The organism is Microbispora sitophila (assembly GCF_014892245.1).
Taxonomy (GTDB): Bacteria; Actinomycetota; Actinomycetes; order Streptosporangiales; family Streptosporangiaceae; genus Microbispora; species Microbispora siamensis.
In genome coordinates this window covers 83,171-101,815 of record NZ_JADBGC010000015.1, presented here as the reverse complement: position 1 = coordinate 101,815, position 18,645 = coordinate 83,171, and the positions used below count along the sequence as shown (strand labels likewise).

Genomic DNA, 18,645 nt, shown 5'->3' with positions numbered 1-18,645 from the left:
CGTCCTCATCTTCAGCGAGGCGGTCCACAGCTCACTCGAACGCTCGCCGAGGGTCACGGTAAGCACGCCAGGAAGGATTTCGACCTGGCCTTACGAGCCGAGCATGTGGCCCGTGCTCATCGCCTCGTCTCGTATCGGGTCAGCACCACGCCGCCGGGAAATGTCCGCGTCTCGACCAGGTTCAGGTTCACCCAGCTGTCCAGCGCGGTGAAGAACGGCGTGCCGCCGCCCACCAGGACCGGCACGGTGACCAGCGCGTACTCGTCGATCAGCCCGGCCCGCATGGCCGCCCCGGCGAGCGTCGCGCCGCCGATGTCCATCGGGCCGCCGTCCTCGGCCCTGAGCCGGGCGATCTCGGCGACCGCGTCGCCCGTGACCAGGCGGGAGTTCCAGTCGACCTTGTCGATCGTCGACGAGAACACCACCTTCGGCATGTCCCGCCAGAGGCGCGCGAACTCGATCTCCGCCGGGGTAGCGTTGGGCTGCTGGTCGCCGGCCGGCCAGTAGGAGCTCATCGCCTCCCACAGCTTGCGCCCGTACAGCGACAGCTCGCTCGCCCGCATCTGGTCGTACCACCACTGGAACAGCTCGGCGCTCGGCGATGAGTCCGGTCCCTCCCCTCCACTCCAGCCGATGTCGTCACCGATCGCGGCGATGTAGCCGTCCAGGGTCACGTTCATGCCGAAGATCAGTTTCCGCATCGTGCCAGCCTCCCGTGAGTCGATCTCACACATACAGACGGGCGCGGCGCGGAAACCTAATCGGTGCGCGATCTGCGTCCGCAGGTAGTCCTCGCGTTCCGGACTCAGCACGGCGTACTCGGCGGGCTCGAGCACCACCGACCGGATCTCGATTTCACCCTCGCAGCAGTACCTCCTCGGTGCGGGCGGTGGACTCGTACAGCAGCGTCCACAGCACCCGCTCCCGCAGCGGCACGTCCAGTTCGAGCACCGTGGCCACCTGCGGGCGGGTCAGCGCCTTGCTGTTGTCCGGCGGCACCGGCCGGGGCCGCAGCCGCACCAACGGATCCCCGGCCAGCCACTCCTGCTGGCGCCAGTGGCCGCACGCCGAGCCCAGTGCGGTCAGCCGGGTGTTGAACGTCTTCGCCGAGCAGCCGCCCCCTGCGAAGGTGAACCAGCCGGCCACCCGGTCCGGGTCCAGCTGCGCCACGTTGGTGTCCGCGCCGAAGTCACGCACCATTCTGTCCAGCGGGACCTCGTAGCCGCGGCGGGTGTTCGCCACCGCGATCGTGTCCAGGAACGTGGCCACCGCGTCCGCCAGCCGCACGCTCGCCGCCGGCACCGGAAGCGTCCGCACCGTGGCCATCCGACCCGCCTCCCGCGCTACCGCAGATAGTTTCCGGAGTCCCCCCGGCCGGACGAGATCATCGTGCCAGGTCGCCCCTCACGCGGTAGTCGCTTAACGCCGGATTTCTCGCGGAGGTTCCTCACGGGCCAAGGACCCCTGTGACCTGTTCGTCGGCCTTCTTGCGGTGGCGGCCGGACAGGGCTGTCTCGTTCCGGCCTCCACGAATCACCCGCACGCCTCAGCCGCTCACTCGTCAAGAGCGTCACCGGCGCGCGGCGGATCCTCGTCCTCACCGGGGCCGGGAGGTGGTGTGGAGGCGGTCATCCGTTCGATGATCTTTTCCAGTGCGCTGTGCAGGTGGCGCCGCTCCTCGTCGGTGAGGGTGGCGGTGGCGTGTTCCGCCAGCAGGCGCCTGGCCTCGGCGATCGGTTGTTCGGCGGCGCGGGCCTTCGGGGTCAGGTGCAGCCGGACGAGCCTGCCGTCCGCCGGATCACGGCGCCGTACGAGCAGTCCGGCCGCCTCCATTCGGGTGGCGGTGTTGACGACGGTCGGCGTGGTGACCTGCAGGCGGGCCGCCAGCTCCCCCGGCGTCAGCCCGTCGGTCTCCCACAGGACCTCCAGCACGAGGTTCTGCCCCACGCGCACGCCGTGGCGGCTCATGGCCTCGTCCGCCGCCGCCCGTAACAGCTTCTGCGCCCGTGTGAGCAGTCTCAGCACTTCGGTCACCTGGCCATCCTACGATTCGTTTGCCTGCTAATGACCTCGCCGTTATGCTGATCATTAGCTTGCTATCGATTAGGAGGGATCCTGATGATCCTCGTGACGGGCGGCCGCGGCTTCATCGGCGCGCACACCGTGCGGGCCCTGCTCGACCTCGGCGAACGCTGCGTGCTCGGCCAGCGGGCGGCGGGACCGCCGCCGCCCCTTGTGAGTGAGCGGGAGGTGCGGGACGGGCGGGCCGTGGTGGAGCCGATGGACTGCACCGACCTCGGCACCGTCCTGGCGGCCGGCAGGCGTCACCGCGTCACCGGCATCGTGCACCTGGCCGCGGCGGGGATGGGCGCCTCGGCGCCGCTGGACGAACTGTCGGCGAACACGGCCGGGCTGTTCACCGTGCTGCGCGCCGCGCGGGAGTGGGGCGTCGGCCGCGTCGTCGTCGCGAGCACGATCGGCGTGTACGCGGGGGTCGCGGGCCCCTCCCTCCGCGAGGACGGGCCGTTGCCGATCGCGAGCCCGCATCCGATCCCGGCCGGCAAGAAGATCGCCGAAGTCGTCGCCGACGTCGCCGCGTCATCCGGGCTGGACGTGGTCACCGCCCGGATCGGGGCGATCTGGGGCCCGCTGGGCAGGCCGTCCTCGCCGTTCTTCGCCGCTCCCCGGCTCGTCCACGCCGCCGCGCGCCACGCGGCGGCCGGCGGCGCGAGCGTCTCCCCCGCCGCCCCCGGCGAGGGCGGCACACCAGGCGAGGCGGCGCCCTCCTATGCGGGGGACGCGATCGACATGTGCTACGCGCGCGACTGCGGGCGGGCCCTCGCGCTCCTGCAGACCACCGCGACGCTGCGCCACCGCACCTACAACGTCGGCGGCGGACGGGCCGTCGCCAACCAGGAGGTCGCCGCCGCCATCGGCAGGGCCGTGCCGGAGGCGGGGCCCGTGCTGCTTCCTGGGCGCTCCCCGGGAGCGCCCGCCGTGGACGCCTGTCTCGACATCTCCCGGCTGCGGGAGGACACCGGCTACGCCCCCGAGTACGACCTCGACCGGGCCGTGACCGACTACGTCGGCTGGCTGCGGGCGGGCAATCGGCGATGACGTCCCAGCCGGCGGGCAGGGAGCCGGGCGGATGCGGGATCTCGGTGCGTCCTGGCGCGGCATCTGATCCGTCCGCGCCGGTCGTGAGCCGGACCAGGACAACCGGAGCACCGTGGTGGGGAAAGTTGTCAGCCAGTTCGACCGCAGGGGCCACCACCTCAGAGTCGGTGCAGGGGGCGTCGAGGGGGAAGTCCCTTGTTCTCGAGGCTCTGGAGCGTCGAGAACAAGGGCAAAGCCGTGCCGTACGGCCTGCTCAGGGTTGGGTGCCGAGCCACTCCTGGAAGGTGGGTCCTGCGAGCTTGGCGTGCGGGCTGGGCAGGAACCCGCCCTCGGCGGCGATCTCGGCATCGGGCATGCCCGAGCCGTCAACGCCTACGACCTTGATGCCTCGGCGGGCGCCGAGGAGTGCGGCCGCCTCCGCCAAGGTCTCCTTCCGGGGTCCGGCGATCTCGGGGATCGGCGTTCCTGGAGTGGGCTCGCCCGGGTCGAGGGCCAGGTCGACCAGTTCCTCGGCCACCGCGCGGCAGGCTACGAGCTGGGCGGGCAGGGCCGGGATGTAGGCGACGTCGCCCTGCTGCCAGTCCAGGAGCTGACCGACGAACTCGTGGAACTGCGCCGCCCGCAGAATGCGGACGGGGATCGGGCCGGACAGGAGGAGTTCCTCGTGCACCTTCTTGGCGGCGAGGAAACCGGCGGTGGCCTTGTCGACGCCGATGATGGACGCCACGGCGATCTGGGCGACACCCGCCTTCTGACCGTACTCGTGCAGATTGCGGGCCGACGTGCGGAAGAACTCCGTCGCCGCCTCCTGGTCCGAGGCGTGCCAGGAGGCGACGTCGATGATGACATCCACCTCGGTCAGGGCCTCGGCGAGACCCTCACCGGTGATGATGTCCACGCCGGTGGCTCGGGACATCGGCACGACCTGGTGTCCCCTCTCAGCCAGGACGTCGACGACGTGGCGGCCCAGCCGACCGGTCGCTCCTGCCACCGCGAACGTGGTGATCCTCATGCTGTATGCCTTTCCTACTCGCTGTAGTTCTGGCCGGGAGGCATGCCGGGGATCGGCTTGGCGATGAGAGCGGCGGGAGTGAAGAAGTCGATGTGGGCGATCGCCATGATGAGCGTCCAGAGCGCCTTGTCGTCGTAGTGCGCCGACGCCTTGGCGTACAGCTCATCGGGGACACGCTCGCCGGACGGGTTCGGGGTGAGGACCGCCTCCACGAGCTCCAGCGCGACCCGTTCGGCGTCGGTGAAGTAGGTGGTGTCGTGCCAGGTGGCCACGGCGGTGATGCGCTCTTCTGATTCACCGATCCTGCGGAGGTTGCCGGTTTCCCTGATCGTGAAGTACGTGCTGCCGAGCATCTGCCCGGCGCGCAGCTGCAGCAGGTGGATGGTGACCTGTGGAATCGAGCCGTTCTTGATGACCTTGTGCAGGCCTTCGCCGACTACCGCCATCTCGGGGACGAACCGAAGGGGGTGGGCATACGCGACCGCAGGTCCTCCCGCTTGGTCGTCGCGTCGGTCGTCGCGGGTGTGGGCATGGCGAGGTCTTCCCTTCTCAATCTCAACTCGTGACGGCGCGTGCCGCAGTGCCGTATGGATCGTTCGCGCGGCGTCCTGACGAACACGAGACGCCGGCGCCACGAGCCCTGTAACAGAGCGGCCATGTGACATAGGCCACCTACCGTGGGTGTTACAAAGCGGTGGGGGCCGGCGTCTTGTGCGTGTGGCGGTGCCAAGAGCGAACAGGCAGGAGCCGGGCGTGAGCGAGCGCAGCGAACGAGGTGCGGACCCAGCCGAGCCGCTCGATCGTGCCAACCGCGTCGACCCCGTGGACTCCGTGGACTCCGTGGACTCCGTGGACTCCGTGGACTCCGTGGACTCCGTGGACTCTGCCACCGAGGCGTTCGTCGCCCACCGCAACCTGCTGTTCACCGTGGCCTACGAGATGCTCGGTTCGGCCGCGGACGCCGAGGACGTCCTGCAGGAGACCTGGCTGCGCTGGGTGGACGTCGACCTCGACACCGTGCGGGAGGAGCGTGCCTATCTGGTGCGGATCGTCACCCGGCAGGCGCTGGACCGGCTGCGTACGCTCGGTCGGCGCAGGGAGTCCTACGTCGGGCCGTGGCTGCCCGAGCCGCTGCTGACCACACCCGACGTGGCCGAGGACGTCGAGCTGGCCGACAGCGTCTCGATGGCGATGCTCCTGGTGCTGGAGACGCTTCAGCCGACCGAGCGGGCGGTGTTCGTGCTGCGCGAGGTGTTCGACCTGGACTACGACGAGATCGCCGAAGCCGTCGGCAAAAGCCAGGCCGCGGTCCGCCAGATCGCCTACCGGGCGCGGGCATACGTCGCCGCGCGCCGGCCGCGCGGCATCGCCTCCCCGGCCGAGACCCGAGCCGCACTTCAGGCCTTCCAGCGAGCGGTCGAAACCGGCGACCTGCAGAGCCTGCTCGACGTCCTCGCGCCGGATGTCGTCGCTCTGAGCGACGGCGGCGGAGTCAGGCATGCCCTGCTGCGGCCCGTTGTGGGGATCGACAACGTGGCTCGCTTGCTGGCCGTCGGCTGGTGGAAACGCGACGCGGAAAGGTCGGTCGAGCTGGTTCAGATCAATGGCGGCCCTGGGCTGCTCGTGCGAGTCGACGGGGAGATCGACGGAGTGGTGGCGGTGCGCGTGGAGAACGGCTACGTCACCGGTGCCTACCACGTGCGCAATCCCGAGAAGCTGTCGCGTGTGGAGCGGGAGACCGTCGTGACCCGCTGAGCCCGATCCTGGCGTTGCCGCCGCAGTAGAAGCACGACAGGTCCCAGGTCAGCCGTTATGGCGTGGGGTCGATAGGCCCGGTGAGGCGACGTCTTGGAAATCTTCGGATCTCGTCACGCCCCGCAACCCCCGCTGTCGCCACGCGCGGGATAATGCCGGGCATGTACGGGGAGAGGGCGTCGCGTGTGCCGGACGCGGTGCTGTGGTGGAGCACCTCCCCCGGCTCGGGAGCCGCCGAGCGGCGCGTGCTGCCGGACGGGTGCATGGACGTGATCTGGGCGGACGGCGCGCTGCTGGTGGCGGGGCCGGACACCGCCGCGCATGTGGTGGCCGACCGTCCCGGCGCCCGCTACGTGGGGCTGCGCTTCGGCCCGGGCACCGGCCCGGTGGTCTTCGGGGTTCCGGCGCACGAACTGCGCGACCGGCGGGTGCCGCTGGCCGACCTGTGGCCGGGCGCCGAGGCGCGGCGGCTGACGGAGCGGGCGGGCGAGGCCGCCGATTCGGGCCCTTGTCTGGGTGCGGTGCTGGAAGAGGAGGCGGCGCGCCGGCTGGGCGCTGCGCCCCGACCTGTGGACGCCGCTCTCGTCGGCGCCGTCGTGGACGGCGTGCGCGCGGGCCTGCCGGTGGCGCGGATCGCCGCCGACGCGGGGATCGGCGAGCGGCGGCTGCACCGGCGCTGCCTGGAGGCGTTCGGGTACGGGCCGCGGACGCTCGGCCGCATCCTGCGGATGAACCGGGCGGTGGACCTGGCCCGCGGGGGTATGCCGTTCGCCACGGTGGCCGCCGTGGCCGGGTACGCCGACCAGGCCCACCTGTCTCGTGAGGTGAGGTCGCTGACCGGCGTGACCCTCGGCGCGCTGACCGCCTGACCCCCGTCAGCCGGTGGGCAGGGCGGCGAACAGGTCGACGCCGTTGCCGTCCGGGTCGTGCACCGTCGCGTAGCGCTGCCCCCAGAACGCGTCCCACGGCGGCAGGTGTCCCTCGTATCCGGCCTTGACCAGGTCCTCATACAGACGGTCGACCTCCTCCGGGCTGTCGCAGCGGAAGGCGAGCCCCATGCGCGGCCCGCCGTACGCGGGTGACCAGGAAGGGTCGAACGAACGGACGGTCGCGACGGTGTCCCAGGCCAGGCGCAGCCCGCCGGGAAGAGTCACCTCCACGTGGGGCTCGGTGTCGGCGGAGGGCGGGATGTCCAGCCCGAGCCGGCGGTAGAAGGACAGGGAAGCGGCCATGTCGGTCACGACCAGGCCGATGAGATCGAACGCAGGAGCCATGACGGCAACGGTAGGAGGCGGGCGGGTCCGCCGTCTTGAACGTATCGGACACTCAGCGCCCGACACTTACAGGGAGAAGCGCGTGACGGCCGTCACGGCGGTCACCGGGATCGGCCCGTAGATGTGGGGGAACGCCTCGTCCGCCCCCTCGGGCACCTCCAGCCTCACCGGGCAGCCGAGCCGGTCCACGTCGATCTCCAGCAGCACCAGGGGCTCGGTGACGTGTCCGTAGTAGCGGTCCGCCACGCCGCGCGCCTGGGCCAGGTCCGCCGAGGCGTGGATGTAGCCCTCCTCCTCCAGGGTCCGGCCGAGGGTCGAGACGCGGTACTCGCCCGCAGTGACGGCCGCGTCCCAGTCGGCGGCCAGCGCGAGATGGAAGATCATGGGCCGACCCTAGCGGGCGGTCCGAGCGCGGTCAGCGCGCGGGCCACCGCCTCCCGGGCCCGCTGCCTGCCGTCGGGGCGGGCCTCGACGACCTCTTCCACCCACAGTCCCGACAGCAGACCGGCGACGAAGCGAACCTCCCCGGGCCCGCAGGGGTAGCCCGCGCCGTCCAGCACCGCGGCGACGATGCCGTCGCAGCCGTCGGTCCAGGCACGGGCGATGGCCTGCAGCGCCGGGTCGCGGCCCGCCTGCAGGTACAGCTCCCACAGGCCGAGCTGGCGCAGCCGGTCGGAGGCGTACACACCGGTGAGCGTCTCGGCGACCGCCGGCGGCGTACGGCCCGTGAGGTGGTCCACCGTCGCCCGCATGCGGGCGAGTTCGCGCTCGACGAGCAGGGCGAACGCCTCGGCCAGCAACTGGTCGCGGCTGGTGAAGTAGTAGGAGGTGGCGGCGAGGGGCAGACCTGCCCGGCGGGCGACGGCGCGGTGCGTCACGGCGGCGAAGCCGCCGTCGCCGAGCAGGTCGACGGCCGCGTCCAGCAGCGCCTCCCTGCGGCGTACGGCGCGCTCCTGCGGGCGCCGCGGCTGGGGTGAGGCGGCCCGCACGGCGACCCCGCGTGCGGGGGCCGCCGCCGGGACGGGTGCGGGCCGGTCCTGATCGGGCACGCCGTGATCCTCCCCTGGATCGTCGGGGCTCCGCCGTCGGCCGCGGAGCCGTCCGGATCACTCCTGAGTCGTCTGACAAATCATGCCCTGCTGTGGCCGGCCCAGGTGGCGCCTCACTGTGAGCCGAGCGCGTGCCCGGTCGTCGCGTCGATGTGGTCGGGAACCTCGGCGTGGCGGTCGCCGACCGTCGATGTCCCGGTGGGCTCGAACATGAGGATCGAGGCTCCGGTGGGAGCGGACGGCTTGTGCTCCGTCCCGCGGGGGACGGTGAACACCGCGCCCCGAGGGAGCCGGACCGTGCGCTCCCCGCCGGGCTCACGCAAGGAGATGTGCAGCTCCCCGTCGAGCACCAGGAAGAACTCGTCGGTGTCGTTGTGGACGTGCCAGATGTGCTCGCCCTCGACCTTGGCGACGCGTACGTCGTAGTCGTTGACCCGGGTGACGATGCGCGGGCTCCACAGGGCGTCGAAGGAGGCCAGGGCCTCGCCGAGGGCGATGGGTTCGTTGCTCACGAGTGAATCCTGGCCCGCCGGGCACGATCGGCGTGAGTGCTAGGAATAGCACATGGCGCAAGGATCCTCGCATACGGCTCGTACGGCGGGCCCACACCGGGTCGTCGTGATCGTCGACGCGAACTCCAACCCCTTCGAGCTGGGCTGCGCGACCGAGATCTTCGGCCTGCGCCGGCCCGAGCTCGGGCGTGATCTCTACGACTTCCGCCTGTGCGCCCCTGAACCGCGCACGCCGATGCGGGACGGGTTCTTCACGCTCGCGGGTGTCGCCGGCCTGGAGGCGGCCGAATCGGCGGACACGTTGATCGTCCCCAACCGTCCCGACGTCGAGGTGCCCCGCCGCCCCGCCGTGCTCGACGCGGTCCGGCGGGCGCATGCGCGCGGTGCCCGCCTGGTCGGCTTCTGCAGCGGTGCGTTCACTCTGGCCGAGGCCGGGGTTCTCGACGGGCGCCGGGCCACCGCGCACTGGCAGTGGGCCGATTCCTTCCGGGCCCGCTTCCCTTCCGTCCGCCTGGAGACGGACGTGTTGTTCGTGGACGACGGTGACATCCTCACATCCGCGGGGAGCGCCGCCGCGCTCGATCTCGGCCTGTACATCGTCCGCCGCGACCACGGCACGGAGGTCGCCAACTCCGTGAGCCGGCGGCTCGTCTTCGCGGCGCACCGCGACGGCGGGCAGCGGCAGTTCGTGGAGCGGCCTGTGCCCGATGTGCCGGATGAGTCGTTGGCGCCCGTCCTCGCCTGGGCGCAGGAGCGGCTGGACGCGCCGCTCACGGTGTCCGACCTCGCGGCGCGCGCCTCGGTCAGTCCGGCGACACTGCATCGCCGCTTCCGTGCGCAGCTGGGCACCACGCCGCTGGCGTGGCTCACAGGGGAACGGCTTGCCTTGGCCTGCCGGTTGATCGAGCGGGGCGAGTCGCGCTTCGAGAAGGTCGCGCGGCACAGCGGGCTGGGCACCGCCGCCAATCTGCGTGCGCTGATGCGTCGCAAGATCGGGCTCACTCCGATGGAGTACCGGCATCGATTCGGCCCGGGCACAGCCCCCTGAGGCCGGCTCGCCGACCGTGCCGATCGCGCGGGTGCCGGCGGGCGGCGCCGGGCCGATCGATCAGTGCGCGCCGGAGAGGTTGAGCACGGCGACCCCGGTGATGATCAGGGCGATGCCGGCGGCCTTGACGAGGTTCATGTGCTCGCCGAGGAACAGCGCGCCGATCAGCGCGATCGCGGCGGTCCCGGTGCCCGCCCACACCGCGTACGCGATGCCGACGGGCATGCGGAGCTTCAGCGCCCAGGCCAGCAGGATGAACGAGGCGATGTACCCGGCGGCGACCACGATGGTCCAGCCCCAGCGGGTCAGGCCGTCGCTGAGTTTGAGCGCGGAGGTGGCCAGGACCTCCGAGGCGATCGCGGCGACGAGCAGGAGCCAGGCCATGGGAACCTCTTCGATGAAAACTGAACGCTTGTCCCAATTTTACGCGGCAAGGCTCCGCAAAGCCATGCGCGGGCCGACCAGGCGCTCCAGGCTTGTAATCGATCATGCCGGCGACGCGGGTTCAGCGGATGACGGCACGGGCGAGCAGGCGCCGAAGGACGTCCTGCTCTTCGGAGGCCAGAGGGGCCAGCGGGGAGTCCTCGGAGAGCAGGCCGAGGAGGCGTTCACGGAGCTCGGCGCCCTCGGGGGTGAGGACGAGCTGCTTGGCGCGGCGGTTGCCGGGGTGCGGGTGACGTTCGAGATAGCCCTGCTCTTCGAGCCGGTCGGCGACGAAGGTGGCGTTGGAGGGCTCGCAGCTCATCCGCTCGGCGAGCTCGCGCAGGGTCATGGGACGGGTCAGCTCGCGCAACGCGGCGCCCTGCGAGGCGGTCAGGCCGAGGGTGGCCGCGCGGACCCGCAGGTGGGCCTCGATCTGCTTGGCGAGACCGTTGATCAGCCCGCACAGCTCTCGATCGGTCTGGGCCCGGGTCTCGCGCTCGGTGGTCACGGCAGGAGTCTACTGCAGTTCGAATGATTGCAATTAGAATCGTTCTAGTTGTAGCTTTTGCTTCGCGTCGCCGCCCGGCGGCGATCCACCGAGCGCAAGGCAGGGTCCATGACCACGACCACCGTTTTCGACCGGGCACGGCTGAGCAGCGCGCCGCGCACCCGTACGCTCCGCCTGGGCGAGCTGACGATCAGCTACGTCCCCGACGGGCTGGTCCGGCTCAAGCCGCGCGGCTGGCTGCCCGCCGCCACCGCCGCCGACTGGGCGGCCCACCGCGACCACCTCGACGACGGCGGCTTCCTGGTCGCGGGCATCGGCGCGCTGCTGGTCGAGCGAGGCGAGCGCGCGCTGCTCATCGACACCGGATTCGGCCCCGAGTCCCACCCCGACGACCCGGCCAACCCCTTCCTGGGCGACCTGTACGGCGGGCGGCTGCTGGACAGCCTGCGGCGGCTGGGCCGGGAGCCGCGCCAGATCGACGCCGTCGCCATCACCCACCTGCACACCGACCACCTGGGCTGGGCCTGGAGCGCCGCGCCCGGCACCGGCACACCGCCCTTCGCGCACGCCACCCACTTCGTCGCGGCGCCCGAGTGGGAGCGGCGCGACCTCGCCGCCGCGGGCGGGGCGACCGAGGAACGCCTGGCCGTTTTCGCCGCCCGCGTTCACCCGGCCGCGGACGGCGAGGAGATCTTCCCCGGCGTCCGGGCCTCGTTCGCGGCGGGGCATACCGTCGGCCACACCACCTACACCATCACCGGCGGCGGCCGGCGGCTCATCGCGTTCGGCGACGCACTCCACTCCCCCGTCCAGGTGACCCACCCCGAATGGTCCTGCGGCATCGACCACGACCCCGGCGAGTCCGCCGAGCACCGCCGCCGCCTGGTCGAAGAGCTGAGCCGCCCGGACACCGTCGGCTACGGCGGTCACTTCGCCGACGTGGTCTTCGGGCGCGCCGAGCGCCGCTCCGACGGCAGGTTCACCTGGATCCCCGTCGCCTGACCCGCTGGTGAGCCCGAGCGCCGCCCGCTCCCGGCCGCCGAGCGGGCGCAGAGTGGGCGCCGCGCCGCGGGCCGTGTCTACAGGGTCACCGAAAGCGCGGTCAGCCGCCAGGTGCCGGGGTCGGGGGCGCGCAGTTCGCCGGGCGGAGCGGCCATGGCCAGGCCGGGGAAGCGGCGCAGCAGCGCGGTGAGCGCGGCCTGGGTCTGCACGCGGGCGATGGAGGCGCCGAGGCAGAAGTGCGGGCCGTGGGCGAACCCCAGGTGGCCGGCGCCGGGGGCCCGGGTGACGTCGAGCCGGTCGGGGTCGGTGAACACCCGTGGGTCGCGGTTGGCCGCCGCGACCAGGGCGGTGACCTTGGCGCCCCGGGGCACGGTCGCGCCGTGCAGTTCGACGTCCTGGCGGGCGTGGCGCGGGATCGCCAGCAGTGTGGGGCCGCACCAGCGGATGAGCTCCTCGACGGCCCCCGGCATCAGCGCGGGGTCGGAGCGTACGGCGGCGAGCTGGTCGGGGTGGGACAGCAGGGCGGCCACGGCGTTGGCGATGAGGTTGGTCGGCGTCTGTCCGGCGAGGACCAGGTGCCAGACAAGGGTGACGATCTCGGTGTCGCTCAGCCGGTCGCCGTCCTCGGCCTGGACGCGCACCAACTCGTCCAGCACGCCCCCGGGCTCGCCGGAATGACCGGCGCGGGCGGCGGCGACGGCGTCCCTGGCCCCCGCCATGATGCCCGGAATGGCCCGCGCGAAGTCCTGGCCCGCCCCGGCGGCGACGGTGGCGCCCCATTCACGCCAGCGCGGGCGGTCCTCATCGGGGATGCCGACCAGCGCGCAGATGACGTCCATCGGCAGCGGCCGGGCGAAGTGCCGCAGCAGGTCCACCTGCCCGCCGTCGGCCCGGGCGGGCAGGTCGTCGAGCAGGGCGTCGACGATGGCTTCGATCCGGGGCCGGAACTCGGCGGCGCGACGGGGGGTGAAGGCCGGGGCGACCAGTTTGCGCAGCCGCGCGTGGTCGGGGCCGTTCATCTCGCTCATGGTCCGCATGTACGGCAGGCAGTCGTCGGGGACCTGCGGGCGCATGAAGCTGTCGGCGGTGAGCTCGAATCGGGCGTCACCGAGCATCGCCCGCGCGCCGTCGTGCCTGGTCACGGCCCATATCGGGCCGAGGCCGGGGATCAGCAGCCGCGCGAGCGGCGCGCGTTCGCGCACGCGTCCGTACGCGGTGAAGGGGTCGCTCAGGACCTCGGGGTCGGTGAGGTCCACCTCGGGCAGGGTGATCACGGGCAGCTCCAGATGTTCATCCCAGATGTTCTTGTCATCTGAGTGGTGACGGTATCTTGGGTCCCGCCGTACGGCAAGCGGGCGTACGGGGACGAGGAGAGGGATGGAACGCCTCACCAGGGCCGAGCTTCAGGCGCGAAACCGGGCCAGGGTGCTGGCCGCCGCCCGCGACGAGTTCGCCGAGCGGGGGTTCCGCGACGCCAAGGTGGACGCGATCGCCGACCGGGCCGGGCTCACCCGCGGCGCGGTCTACTCCAACTTCCCGGGCAAGCGGGCCCTGTACTTCTCGGTGCTGGCCGACCTGGCCGAGCGGGAGGCCGGGCCGGACGGCGGGCGGCGGCCCTCCCCCACGTCCGGCGAGACACCCGATCCCGGGACGCCCGATGCCGAGACACTCCATGCCCGGACACCCGGCGCGGCCACGGCCCGGGAGGCGCTCGCGGCGTTCGCCCGCGCGTGGGTCTCCCGGCTTCCGCTGGCCACCGACGGCCCGGCCAGGCTCGGCATGGATCTGATGCCGGAGGTGCTCGCCGACCAGCGGGTCCGCCAGCCGTTCGCGCAGCTCATGAAGCTGAACGCGATCGTGCTCGGGCTCGCGCTCGAACGGCTGGACGGGGACGCCTCCGCGCGGCGCCGGGTGCGGATCGCGGAGACGGCCCTGACCACTTTGCACGGCGCGAGCCAGATGGCCGACGCGGCGCCCGGGTTCGCCGAGCCGTTCGACATCGTCGCGGCCTGCGCCGCGCTGGCGGACCTCGATCTCGGCGACCGGTGGGACGCCCCGCACCTGCCCTTCGTCCCCCGCGCACGGCCCGCCGGCGAGCCCTGGTCGCCGCCGCCCGCGGTGGACGCGCTGCGGGGCGGGCCGGCCCCGCTCACACGTGACGGTGTGGTGGCGGTCCTCGGGCTGCACCACCTGGGGGCCGTGGAGGAGGCGGTGCGGGCCGCGCCGCCCGGCGGCGAGGTCACCGCGGTCCTGGTCACCGGCGACCCCGGCGAACTGGGGCCGCTCGCCCGGCTGACCCTCGCCGAGCTGCGCGCCTGCCTGCGGCAGGCGTTGCCCGCGCAGGCCTGGCCGCGCCTGTGCGTGGTGCACGACGACGAGGGGGCCGTCGCGGCGGCGGCCGGGGTGACCGCCGTGAGCGACGGGACCGAGGCGGCCGTCCGGGTGCGGTCGGGCCGCGTGGTCGCGCGCGCCGACGGGTACGGCGCCTGTCACGCCGCCGCCTCCATCGAGCCCTGACCGCCGTCGTGCCCTGACCGCCGCGGGGCCCTGTACGGGCGGGGACGCGCGCGGGCGTGGACACTTGGCGCAGGGGTCGAATGCGTGTTCTACTGAACCTCATGCGTCGCGACGCCACTTCCCGTGCGGAGGACCAGCCCGCTGCGCGGCCCCAGGGGCAGCAGCAGGCGCGGCAGCCCGAGCAAGAGCAGGCGCGGCGGCCTGGACAGCCCGTGCGGCAGCCCAGGCAGCCCGGAGAGTCCGTGCAGCAGTCGCTCGTCGGTGAGGGCCCCACCCGCCCGCGTATCGAGCGGCAGGCCGTCACGCGCGTCTTCGACGGCATCACCTGCTTCGAGGTGCCGGCCCGCGCGGCGCTCGAGCGGGTGCCCGAAGCCGCCGAGCTGCCCTTCACGTGGGGTGCGAGCCCCTATCGCGGCTGCGAGGCGGGCTGCGGCTACTGCACCGCCCGGCGCGGCCACCGCTACCTCGGCCTGGACCCGGGCCGCGACTTCTCCACGAAGATCGTCGTCAAGACCGACCTGGCCCGGCGCCTGCGGCGCGAGCTGGGCTCCCCCCGCTGGAGCGGCGAGCCGGTCGCGCTGGGCCTCACCGGCGACTGCTACCAGCCGGCCGAGGAGATCTACCGCCTGATGCCCGGCGTCATCCGGGCCCTGGCCGACGCGGCCAACCCGTTCACCGTGCTCACCAAGAGCCCCCTCGTCCTGCGCGACCTGGAGCTGTTACGCGAGGCCGCGAAGGTGACCCAGGTCGGCGCCCTGGTATCGGTCGGTTTCGTCGACGACCGCCTGCGACGCGCGGTGGAGCCGGGAGCGGCGACACCGCAGCGGCGCCTGGAGATCTGCGCCGCGCTGAACGAGGCCGGCATTCCCTGCGGTGTGCTGATGGCGCCGATCCTGCCGCTCATCACCGACTCCACCGATCACCTGCTGGCGACCGTACGGCGGGCGGCCGAGGCGGGCGCGGTCAGCGTGACGCCCGTCGTGCTGCGCCTGCCCGCCGGCGCGCGGGAGTGGTACATGGGGTGGCTGGAGCGCGAGCATCCCGGTCTCGTGCCGCGCTACCAGGCGCTGTACGGCAGGGGCCAGGTCGCCGAGGACGGCTACCGGCGGCGGATCGCCGAGCAGGTGCGTGCGCTCGCCGAGACCTACGGCATCGGCAGGGACGCGCGGCGCTGGCGGCGGCGCCGCTCCCCCGACCGCCAGCTCGCCCTCGTCTGACCGGAGCCGCTGCGGCGGAACTCCTGTCACCGCTGTCCGGCCGCACTGGCGAAGCGGTCGGACAGCTTGCGAAGGTGCCGGGCGAGTTCCGGCGGCGATTCGACGTCGAAGTCGACGTCGAAGTCGACGTCGAGCATGCCTGCCACGAGCGCGACCAGGTCGAATGAGTCGGAGGCCAGTTCCAGCAGACAGGTGTCGTCGTCGATGGGGGTGACGACGCCGTCGACGCGCCCGGCGATCCGCGCCGCGGGGGCGTGCACCCTCAGCCGGGAGCGGTACGGCCAGATGTCACGGCCGATCGTCCTGCGGAGGTAGGTCGCCACATCGCCGTCGGGTGGCTCGCGGTGGGTGAAGCGGGGCCCGTTGGGTGTGCGCAGCGACATGCGGTCGGCGCGGAAGGTGCGCCAGTCGCCCCGGCCGGCGTCCCAGGCGATCAGGTACCACCTGCGGCCCCAGGAGACCAGGCGATGGGGTTCGGCTGTCCGGGCCGACTGGACCCCGTGGCGTGCACCGGATATCCCAGCTCGCGCAGCCTTTCGACGTCGCGCCGCACCGTTCTGGTCGTGACGTTCAGGCGTTCGGCGAGCTCGGTGCCCGACCAGTCGCGGTGGGTCTGCAGCAACGACAGCAGCCGGAGCAGGCGGCCCGGGGTATCCAACATTCTGTCCATGGTGACGGATGTGTAGGACCGGACCTGTCCTACACGGACGGGAGGCTGACTGGCGTGAGCACATTAGAACCGTTTCGCATCGACATCCCGCAGGCCGATCTCGACGACTTGGCCGGCCGACTGGCCCGCACCCGCTGGCCCGACGAACTCCCCGGTGTCGGCTGGTCCTACGGGGTGAACAAGGACTACCTGATGGAGCTGGTCGAACACTGGCGCACCGCCTACGACTGGCGCGAGTACGAGGCCCGCCTCAACAAGGTCCCGCAGTTCACCACCGAGATCGACGGCCAGAACATCCATTTCCTGCACGTACGCTCCCCTGAGCCCGACGCCACACCGCTGATCCTCACGCACGGCTGGCCGAGCACGGTGTACGACTTCCTGGACATCCTCGGGCCGCTGACCGACCCGCGGTCGTACGGCGGGGACCCGGCGGACGCCTTCCATGTCGTCGCGCCCTCGGTGCCGGGCTTCGCGTTCTCCGGCCCGACCCGCGAGACCGGCTGGGGCGCCGGACGCGTGGCGCGGGCCTGGGCCGAGCTCATGCGGCGCCTGGGGTATGAGCGTTACGGCGCCCAGGGGGGCGACTTCGGCAGCATCGTCTCCCCGGAACTCGGCCGGATCGCGCCGGAACGCGTGATCGGCGTCCATGTCAACGCGCTGGCCACCGCCTCGACGCCGATCGACCCCGGCGAGCTGGACAGGCTTTCCGACGACGAGCGCGAACAGGCCGAGCAGAACAAGACGTGGTGGTATGCCCACTCCGGCTACGCCACCCAGATGTCCACCCGGCCGCAGACCCTGGCGTACGCGCTCAACGACTCCCCGGCCGGGCAACTGGCCTGGAATCTGGAGTGGTTCGTGGACTGGGACCCCACCCGTACCGAGCGAACCCCCATAGACCGCGACACCGTCCTGACCAACGTCACGATCTTCTGGCTGACCGCGACGGCGGGATCGGCCGCGCGGCTGTACCTGGAGATCGGGTCGCAGGCGTGGGGCCGGCGCCCCGCGCCTTCGCCGGTGCCGACGGGGGTGGCGAACTTCCTCGGCGACCGGGCGATCCGCGGGCTGGCGGAGCTGTCGAACACGGTCGTTCACTGGTCGCGGTTCTCCCGCGGCGGGCACTTCGCCTCGCTGCAGGCTCCGGACCTCCTGGTCACCGACATCCGGGACTTCTTCCGGAAGGTGAGAACCCAGTAGGGCGCGGCCGCAAAGACGGCAGAGACACCGCGGGGACTGACGGTCGTCGATCGTCAGGGTGGTCGTCGTCTTGCCGGTGGCGGTCTGGGGGTGGCGGCGCCACCGTGGCCCGGCCGTGGCCCGGTCCCGGTTCCTTCCCGCTGTGTCCATCGCCATCCGCCTCGCCCCTGGGCGCCGGCCGCGCGGCTGCCGTGCCCCCGCGCGGCGTGTGCTCGGGCGCAACGTGCGGTACGTGCTTGGTGCCGAGGCTGGTCAGGTGAACGGGATGCGCTGGTCCGGCACCCCCCGTGCACGCTTCCCTTGCCAGCCGCCCAGCGCCGGGCGTGGCGGATCCCGCGTTCGCCGCGGAGTTCGAGCAACTACCCACCACGCAGGGCTGCGGAAGCTGAAGGTCGCGGACCACGGACGAAGCCGGTTCCGTCGGTGACTCACTCCGGGTCCGGCAGGTCCATCGCCGCGAGCCTGGCCGGGTCGGCCACGACCGCGATGTGGGCGATCCGGCCGTCGGCGACGGTGAACGCCATGACCGACAGCGGGGTGCCGTCCTCGCGCCACGCCACGAACCCGGGAAGGCCGTTGACGAGCACCGCTCGGCCTCGCGCGGCCGCGCCCGCGCGCAGACGGAGCTGCGCGCCGGCGGCGACCTCGGTGGCGCCGAGGACGACGACCACACCGCCGGGTGTGTCGGCGGTCAGCTTCACCTCGGGGTCGAGCACGCGCAGCAACCCCTCGAAGTCGCCGCGGCGAGCCGCCGACAGGAAGGCCTGGATCACCTCGCGCTGCTCCCGTCCGGCGGCCGTCGGGTGCTCGGCCGCCTGCACCTTCCTGCGGGCGCGGCTGGCGAGCATCTTGGCGGCGGCGGCGGACTTGCCGAGGATCTGGCCGATCTCGTCGAACGAGACCGCGAACAGGTCGTGCAGCACGAACGCCAGCCGCTCGCTCGGCCCGAGCGACTCCAGGACGACGAGAAGCGCGAGCCCGACCGTGTCGGCGAGCGCCACATCGTCCTCGGGCGCGGGGCCGTCGTCGACCGTCACGACGAACTCGGGCAGCCGGTCGTCGTAGGACGCCTCGGGGTGGGCCTGACGCGATCGCAGGACGTCGAGGCTGATCCGGCCGACCACCGTGGTCAGCCAGCCGGCGAGGTTGTGGATGGCCGCCGTGTCCTGGCGCGACAGCCGCAGCCAGGCCTCCTGGACCACGTCCTCGGCGTCGGCGTGCGATCCGAGCATGCGGTAGGCGACCGCGCGCAGCCGGTCGCGCTGGGCCTCGAACGTCGTGGTCACCAGGTCCGCCGGGCTGGTGTCGGACATGTTTGTTACCTTCCTCGAATCTGCT

General features: G+C 72.4%; 22 protein-coding genes and 1 pseudogene. 9 read left to right on the top strand and 14 right to left on the bottom strand.

Going from position 1 to position 18,645, the window contains the following annotated elements; genetic code table 11:
• Window positions 1-116: 116 nt before the first annotated feature.
• The 3 genes from IL992_RS26790 to IL992_RS26780 all read right to left on the bottom strand — a co-directional run bounded on the left by IL992_RS26790 (window position 117) and on the right by IL992_RS26780 (window position 2,034).
• Window positions 117-701, bottom strand: a complete 585-nt coding sequence (locus IL992_RS26790; protein WP_193206136.1) for a dihydrofolate reductase family protein — start codon at window positions 699-701, stop codon at window positions 117-119.
• Between the two features lie 154 nt (window positions 702-855).
• Window positions 856-1,326 (bottom strand): hypothetical protein, encoded by a 471-nt coding sequence (locus tag IL992_RS26785; protein WP_193206135.1) that lies wholly within the window; start codon window positions 1,324-1,326, stop codon window positions 856-858.
• 228 nt (window positions 1,327-1,554) lie between these two features.
• Window positions 1,555-2,034 (bottom strand): MarR family winged helix-turn-helix transcriptional regulator, encoded by a 480-nt coding sequence (locus IL992_RS26780; RefSeq protein WP_193206134.1) that lies wholly within the window; start codon window positions 2,032-2,034, stop codon window positions 1,555-1,557.
• An 84-nt stretch (window positions 2,035-2,118) separates the two neighbouring features.
• Between IL992_RS26780 and IL992_RS26775 the strand changes: the two genes are divergently transcribed.
• The gene (locus IL992_RS26775; protein WP_193206133.1) at window positions 2,119-3,117 is read left to right on the top strand and encodes an NAD-dependent epimerase/dehydratase family protein; all 999 of its coding nucleotides are present in this window, start codon (window positions 2,119-2,121) and stop codon (window positions 3,115-3,117) included.
• A gap of 253 nt (window positions 3,118-3,370) precedes the next feature.
• Here IL992_RS26775 and IL992_RS26770 read toward each other — a convergent pair whose 3' ends face one another.
• On the bottom strand, window positions 3,371-4,129 hold the full coding sequence (locus tag IL992_RS26770) for an SDR family oxidoreductase (protein WP_193206132.1): 759 nt from the start codon (window positions 4,127-4,129) through the stop codon (window positions 3,371-3,373).
• A gap of 14 nt (window positions 4,130-4,143) precedes the next feature.
• The gene (locus IL992_RS26765; protein WP_226873833.1) at window positions 4,144-4,575 is read right to left on the bottom strand and encodes a carboxymuconolactone decarboxylase family protein; all 432 of its coding nucleotides are present in this window, start codon (window positions 4,573-4,575) and stop codon (window positions 4,144-4,146) included.
• A 412-nt stretch (window positions 4,576-4,987) separates the two neighbouring features.
• Between IL992_RS26765 and IL992_RS26760 the strand changes: the two genes are divergently transcribed.
• Window positions 4,988-5,884 carry an RNA polymerase sigma-70 factor gene (locus IL992_RS26760; RefSeq protein ID WP_404804792.1) on the top strand — a complete coding sequence of 299 codons (897 nt, stop codon included), beginning with the start codon at window positions 4,988-4,990 and terminating at the stop codon, window positions 5,882-5,884.
• Window positions 5,885-6,045: 161 nt separating this feature from the next.
• Window positions 6,046-6,753, top strand: a complete 708-nt coding sequence (locus IL992_RS26755; RefSeq protein ID WP_193206130.1) for a helix-turn-helix transcriptional regulator — start codon at window positions 6,046-6,048, stop codon at window positions 6,751-6,753.
• 6 nt (window positions 6,754-6,759) lie between these two features.
• Here IL992_RS26755 and IL992_RS26750 read toward each other — a convergent pair whose 3' ends face one another.
• From IL992_RS26750 to IL992_RS26735, 4 genes are all read right to left on the bottom strand, one after another.
• Window positions 6,760-7,158 carry a VOC family protein gene (locus IL992_RS26750; protein ID WP_193206129.1) on the bottom strand — a complete coding sequence of 133 codons (399 nt, stop codon included), beginning with the start codon at window positions 7,156-7,158 and terminating at the stop codon, window positions 6,760-6,762.
• 66 nt (window positions 7,159-7,224) lie between these two features.
• Complete coding sequence (locus IL992_RS26745) at window positions 7,225-7,542, bottom strand: DUF952 domain-containing protein (RefSeq protein ID WP_193206128.1); 318 nt, start codon at window positions 7,540-7,542, stop codon at window positions 7,225-7,227.
• Window positions 7,539-8,207, bottom strand: a complete 669-nt coding sequence (locus IL992_RS26740; protein ID WP_193206127.1) for a TetR/AcrR family transcriptional regulator — start codon at window positions 8,205-8,207, stop codon at window positions 7,539-7,541. The genes IL992_RS26745 and IL992_RS26740 overlap by 4 nt, the downstream gene beginning before the upstream one ends.
• A 113-nt stretch (window positions 8,208-8,320) precedes the next feature.
• On the bottom strand, window positions 8,321-8,719 hold the full coding sequence (locus tag IL992_RS26735) for a cupin domain-containing protein (protein WP_193206126.1): 399 nt from the start codon (window positions 8,717-8,719) through the stop codon (window positions 8,321-8,323).
• Window positions 8,720-8,771: 52 nt separating this feature from the next.
• On the opposite strand from IL992_RS26735, the gene IL992_RS26730 reads away from it, so the two are divergent.
• Complete coding sequence (locus IL992_RS26730; RefSeq protein ID WP_193206125.1) at window positions 8,772-9,767, top strand: helix-turn-helix domain-containing protein; 996 nt, start codon at window positions 8,772-8,774, stop codon at window positions 9,765-9,767.
• 60 nt (window positions 9,768-9,827) lie between these two features.
• Here IL992_RS26730 and IL992_RS26725 read toward each other — a convergent pair whose 3' ends face one another.
• Both IL992_RS26725 and IL992_RS26720 read right to left on the bottom strand, forming a co-directional pair.
• Window positions 9,828-10,151, bottom strand: a complete 324-nt coding sequence (locus IL992_RS26725) for a DMT family transporter (protein WP_193206124.1) — start codon at window positions 10,149-10,151, stop codon at window positions 9,828-9,830.
• 121 nt (window positions 10,152-10,272) lie between these two features.
• Window positions 10,273-10,698 (bottom strand): MarR family winged helix-turn-helix transcriptional regulator, encoded by a 426-nt coding sequence (locus IL992_RS26720; RefSeq protein WP_193206123.1) that lies wholly within the window; start codon window positions 10,696-10,698, stop codon window positions 10,273-10,275.
• Between the two features lie 108 nt (window positions 10,699-10,806).
• Between IL992_RS26720 and IL992_RS26715 the strand changes: the two genes are divergently transcribed.
• A complete protein-coding gene (locus IL992_RS26715) occupies window positions 10,807-11,700 on the top strand; it encodes an MBL fold metallo-hydrolase (RefSeq protein WP_193206122.1) in 894 nt (297 codons plus the stop codon).
• A 77-nt stretch (window positions 11,701-11,777) separates the two neighbouring features.
• Here IL992_RS26715 and IL992_RS26710 read toward each other — a convergent pair whose 3' ends face one another.
• Window positions 11,778-12,974 carry a cytochrome P450 family protein gene (locus IL992_RS26710; protein WP_193206121.1) on the bottom strand — a complete coding sequence of 399 codons (1,197 nt, stop codon included), beginning with the start codon at window positions 12,972-12,974 and terminating at the stop codon, window positions 11,778-11,780.
• A gap of 103 nt (window positions 12,975-13,077) precedes the next feature.
• Between IL992_RS26710 and IL992_RS26705 the strand changes: the two genes are divergently transcribed.
• Window positions 13,078-14,217, top strand: coding sequence for a TetR/AcrR family transcriptional regulator (locus tag IL992_RS26705; protein ID WP_193206120.1), 1,140 nt, complete (start codon window positions 13,078-13,080; stop codon window positions 14,215-14,217).
• Between the two features lie 101 nt (window positions 14,218-14,318).
• Complete coding sequence (locus tag IL992_RS26700) at window positions 14,319-15,434, top strand: radical SAM protein (protein ID WP_193206119.1); 1,116 nt, start codon at window positions 14,319-14,321, stop codon at window positions 15,432-15,434.
• 26 nt (window positions 15,435-15,460) lie between these two features.
• On the opposite strand, the pseudogene IL992_RS26695 reads toward IL992_RS26700, so the two are convergent.
• Window positions 15,461-16,095 (bottom strand): annotated as a pseudogene (locus IL992_RS26695) (helix-turn-helix transcriptional regulator).
• A 63-nt stretch (window positions 16,096-16,158) separates the two neighbouring features.
• Between IL992_RS26695 and IL992_RS26690 the strand changes: the two are divergent.
• A complete protein-coding gene (locus IL992_RS26690; protein ID WP_193206118.1) occupies window positions 16,159-17,307 on the top strand; it encodes an epoxide hydrolase family protein in 1,149 nt (382 codons plus the stop codon).
• A 58-nt stretch (window positions 17,308-17,365) separates the two neighbouring features.
• Window positions 17,366-17,734, top strand: coding sequence for a tryptophan biosynthesis modulator TrpM (trpM, locus tag IL992_RS49015; protein ID WP_404804789.1), 369 nt, complete (start codon window positions 17,366-17,368; stop codon window positions 17,732-17,734).
• Between the two features lies 1 nt (window position 17,735).
• On the opposite strand, the gene IL992_RS26685 is transcribed toward trpM, so the two are convergent.
• Complete coding sequence (locus IL992_RS26685; protein ID WP_193206117.1) at window positions 17,736-18,620, bottom strand: sigma-70 family RNA polymerase sigma factor; 885 nt, start codon at window positions 18,618-18,620, stop codon at window positions 17,736-17,738.
• Between the last annotated feature and the right edge of the window lie 25 nt (window positions 18,621-18,645).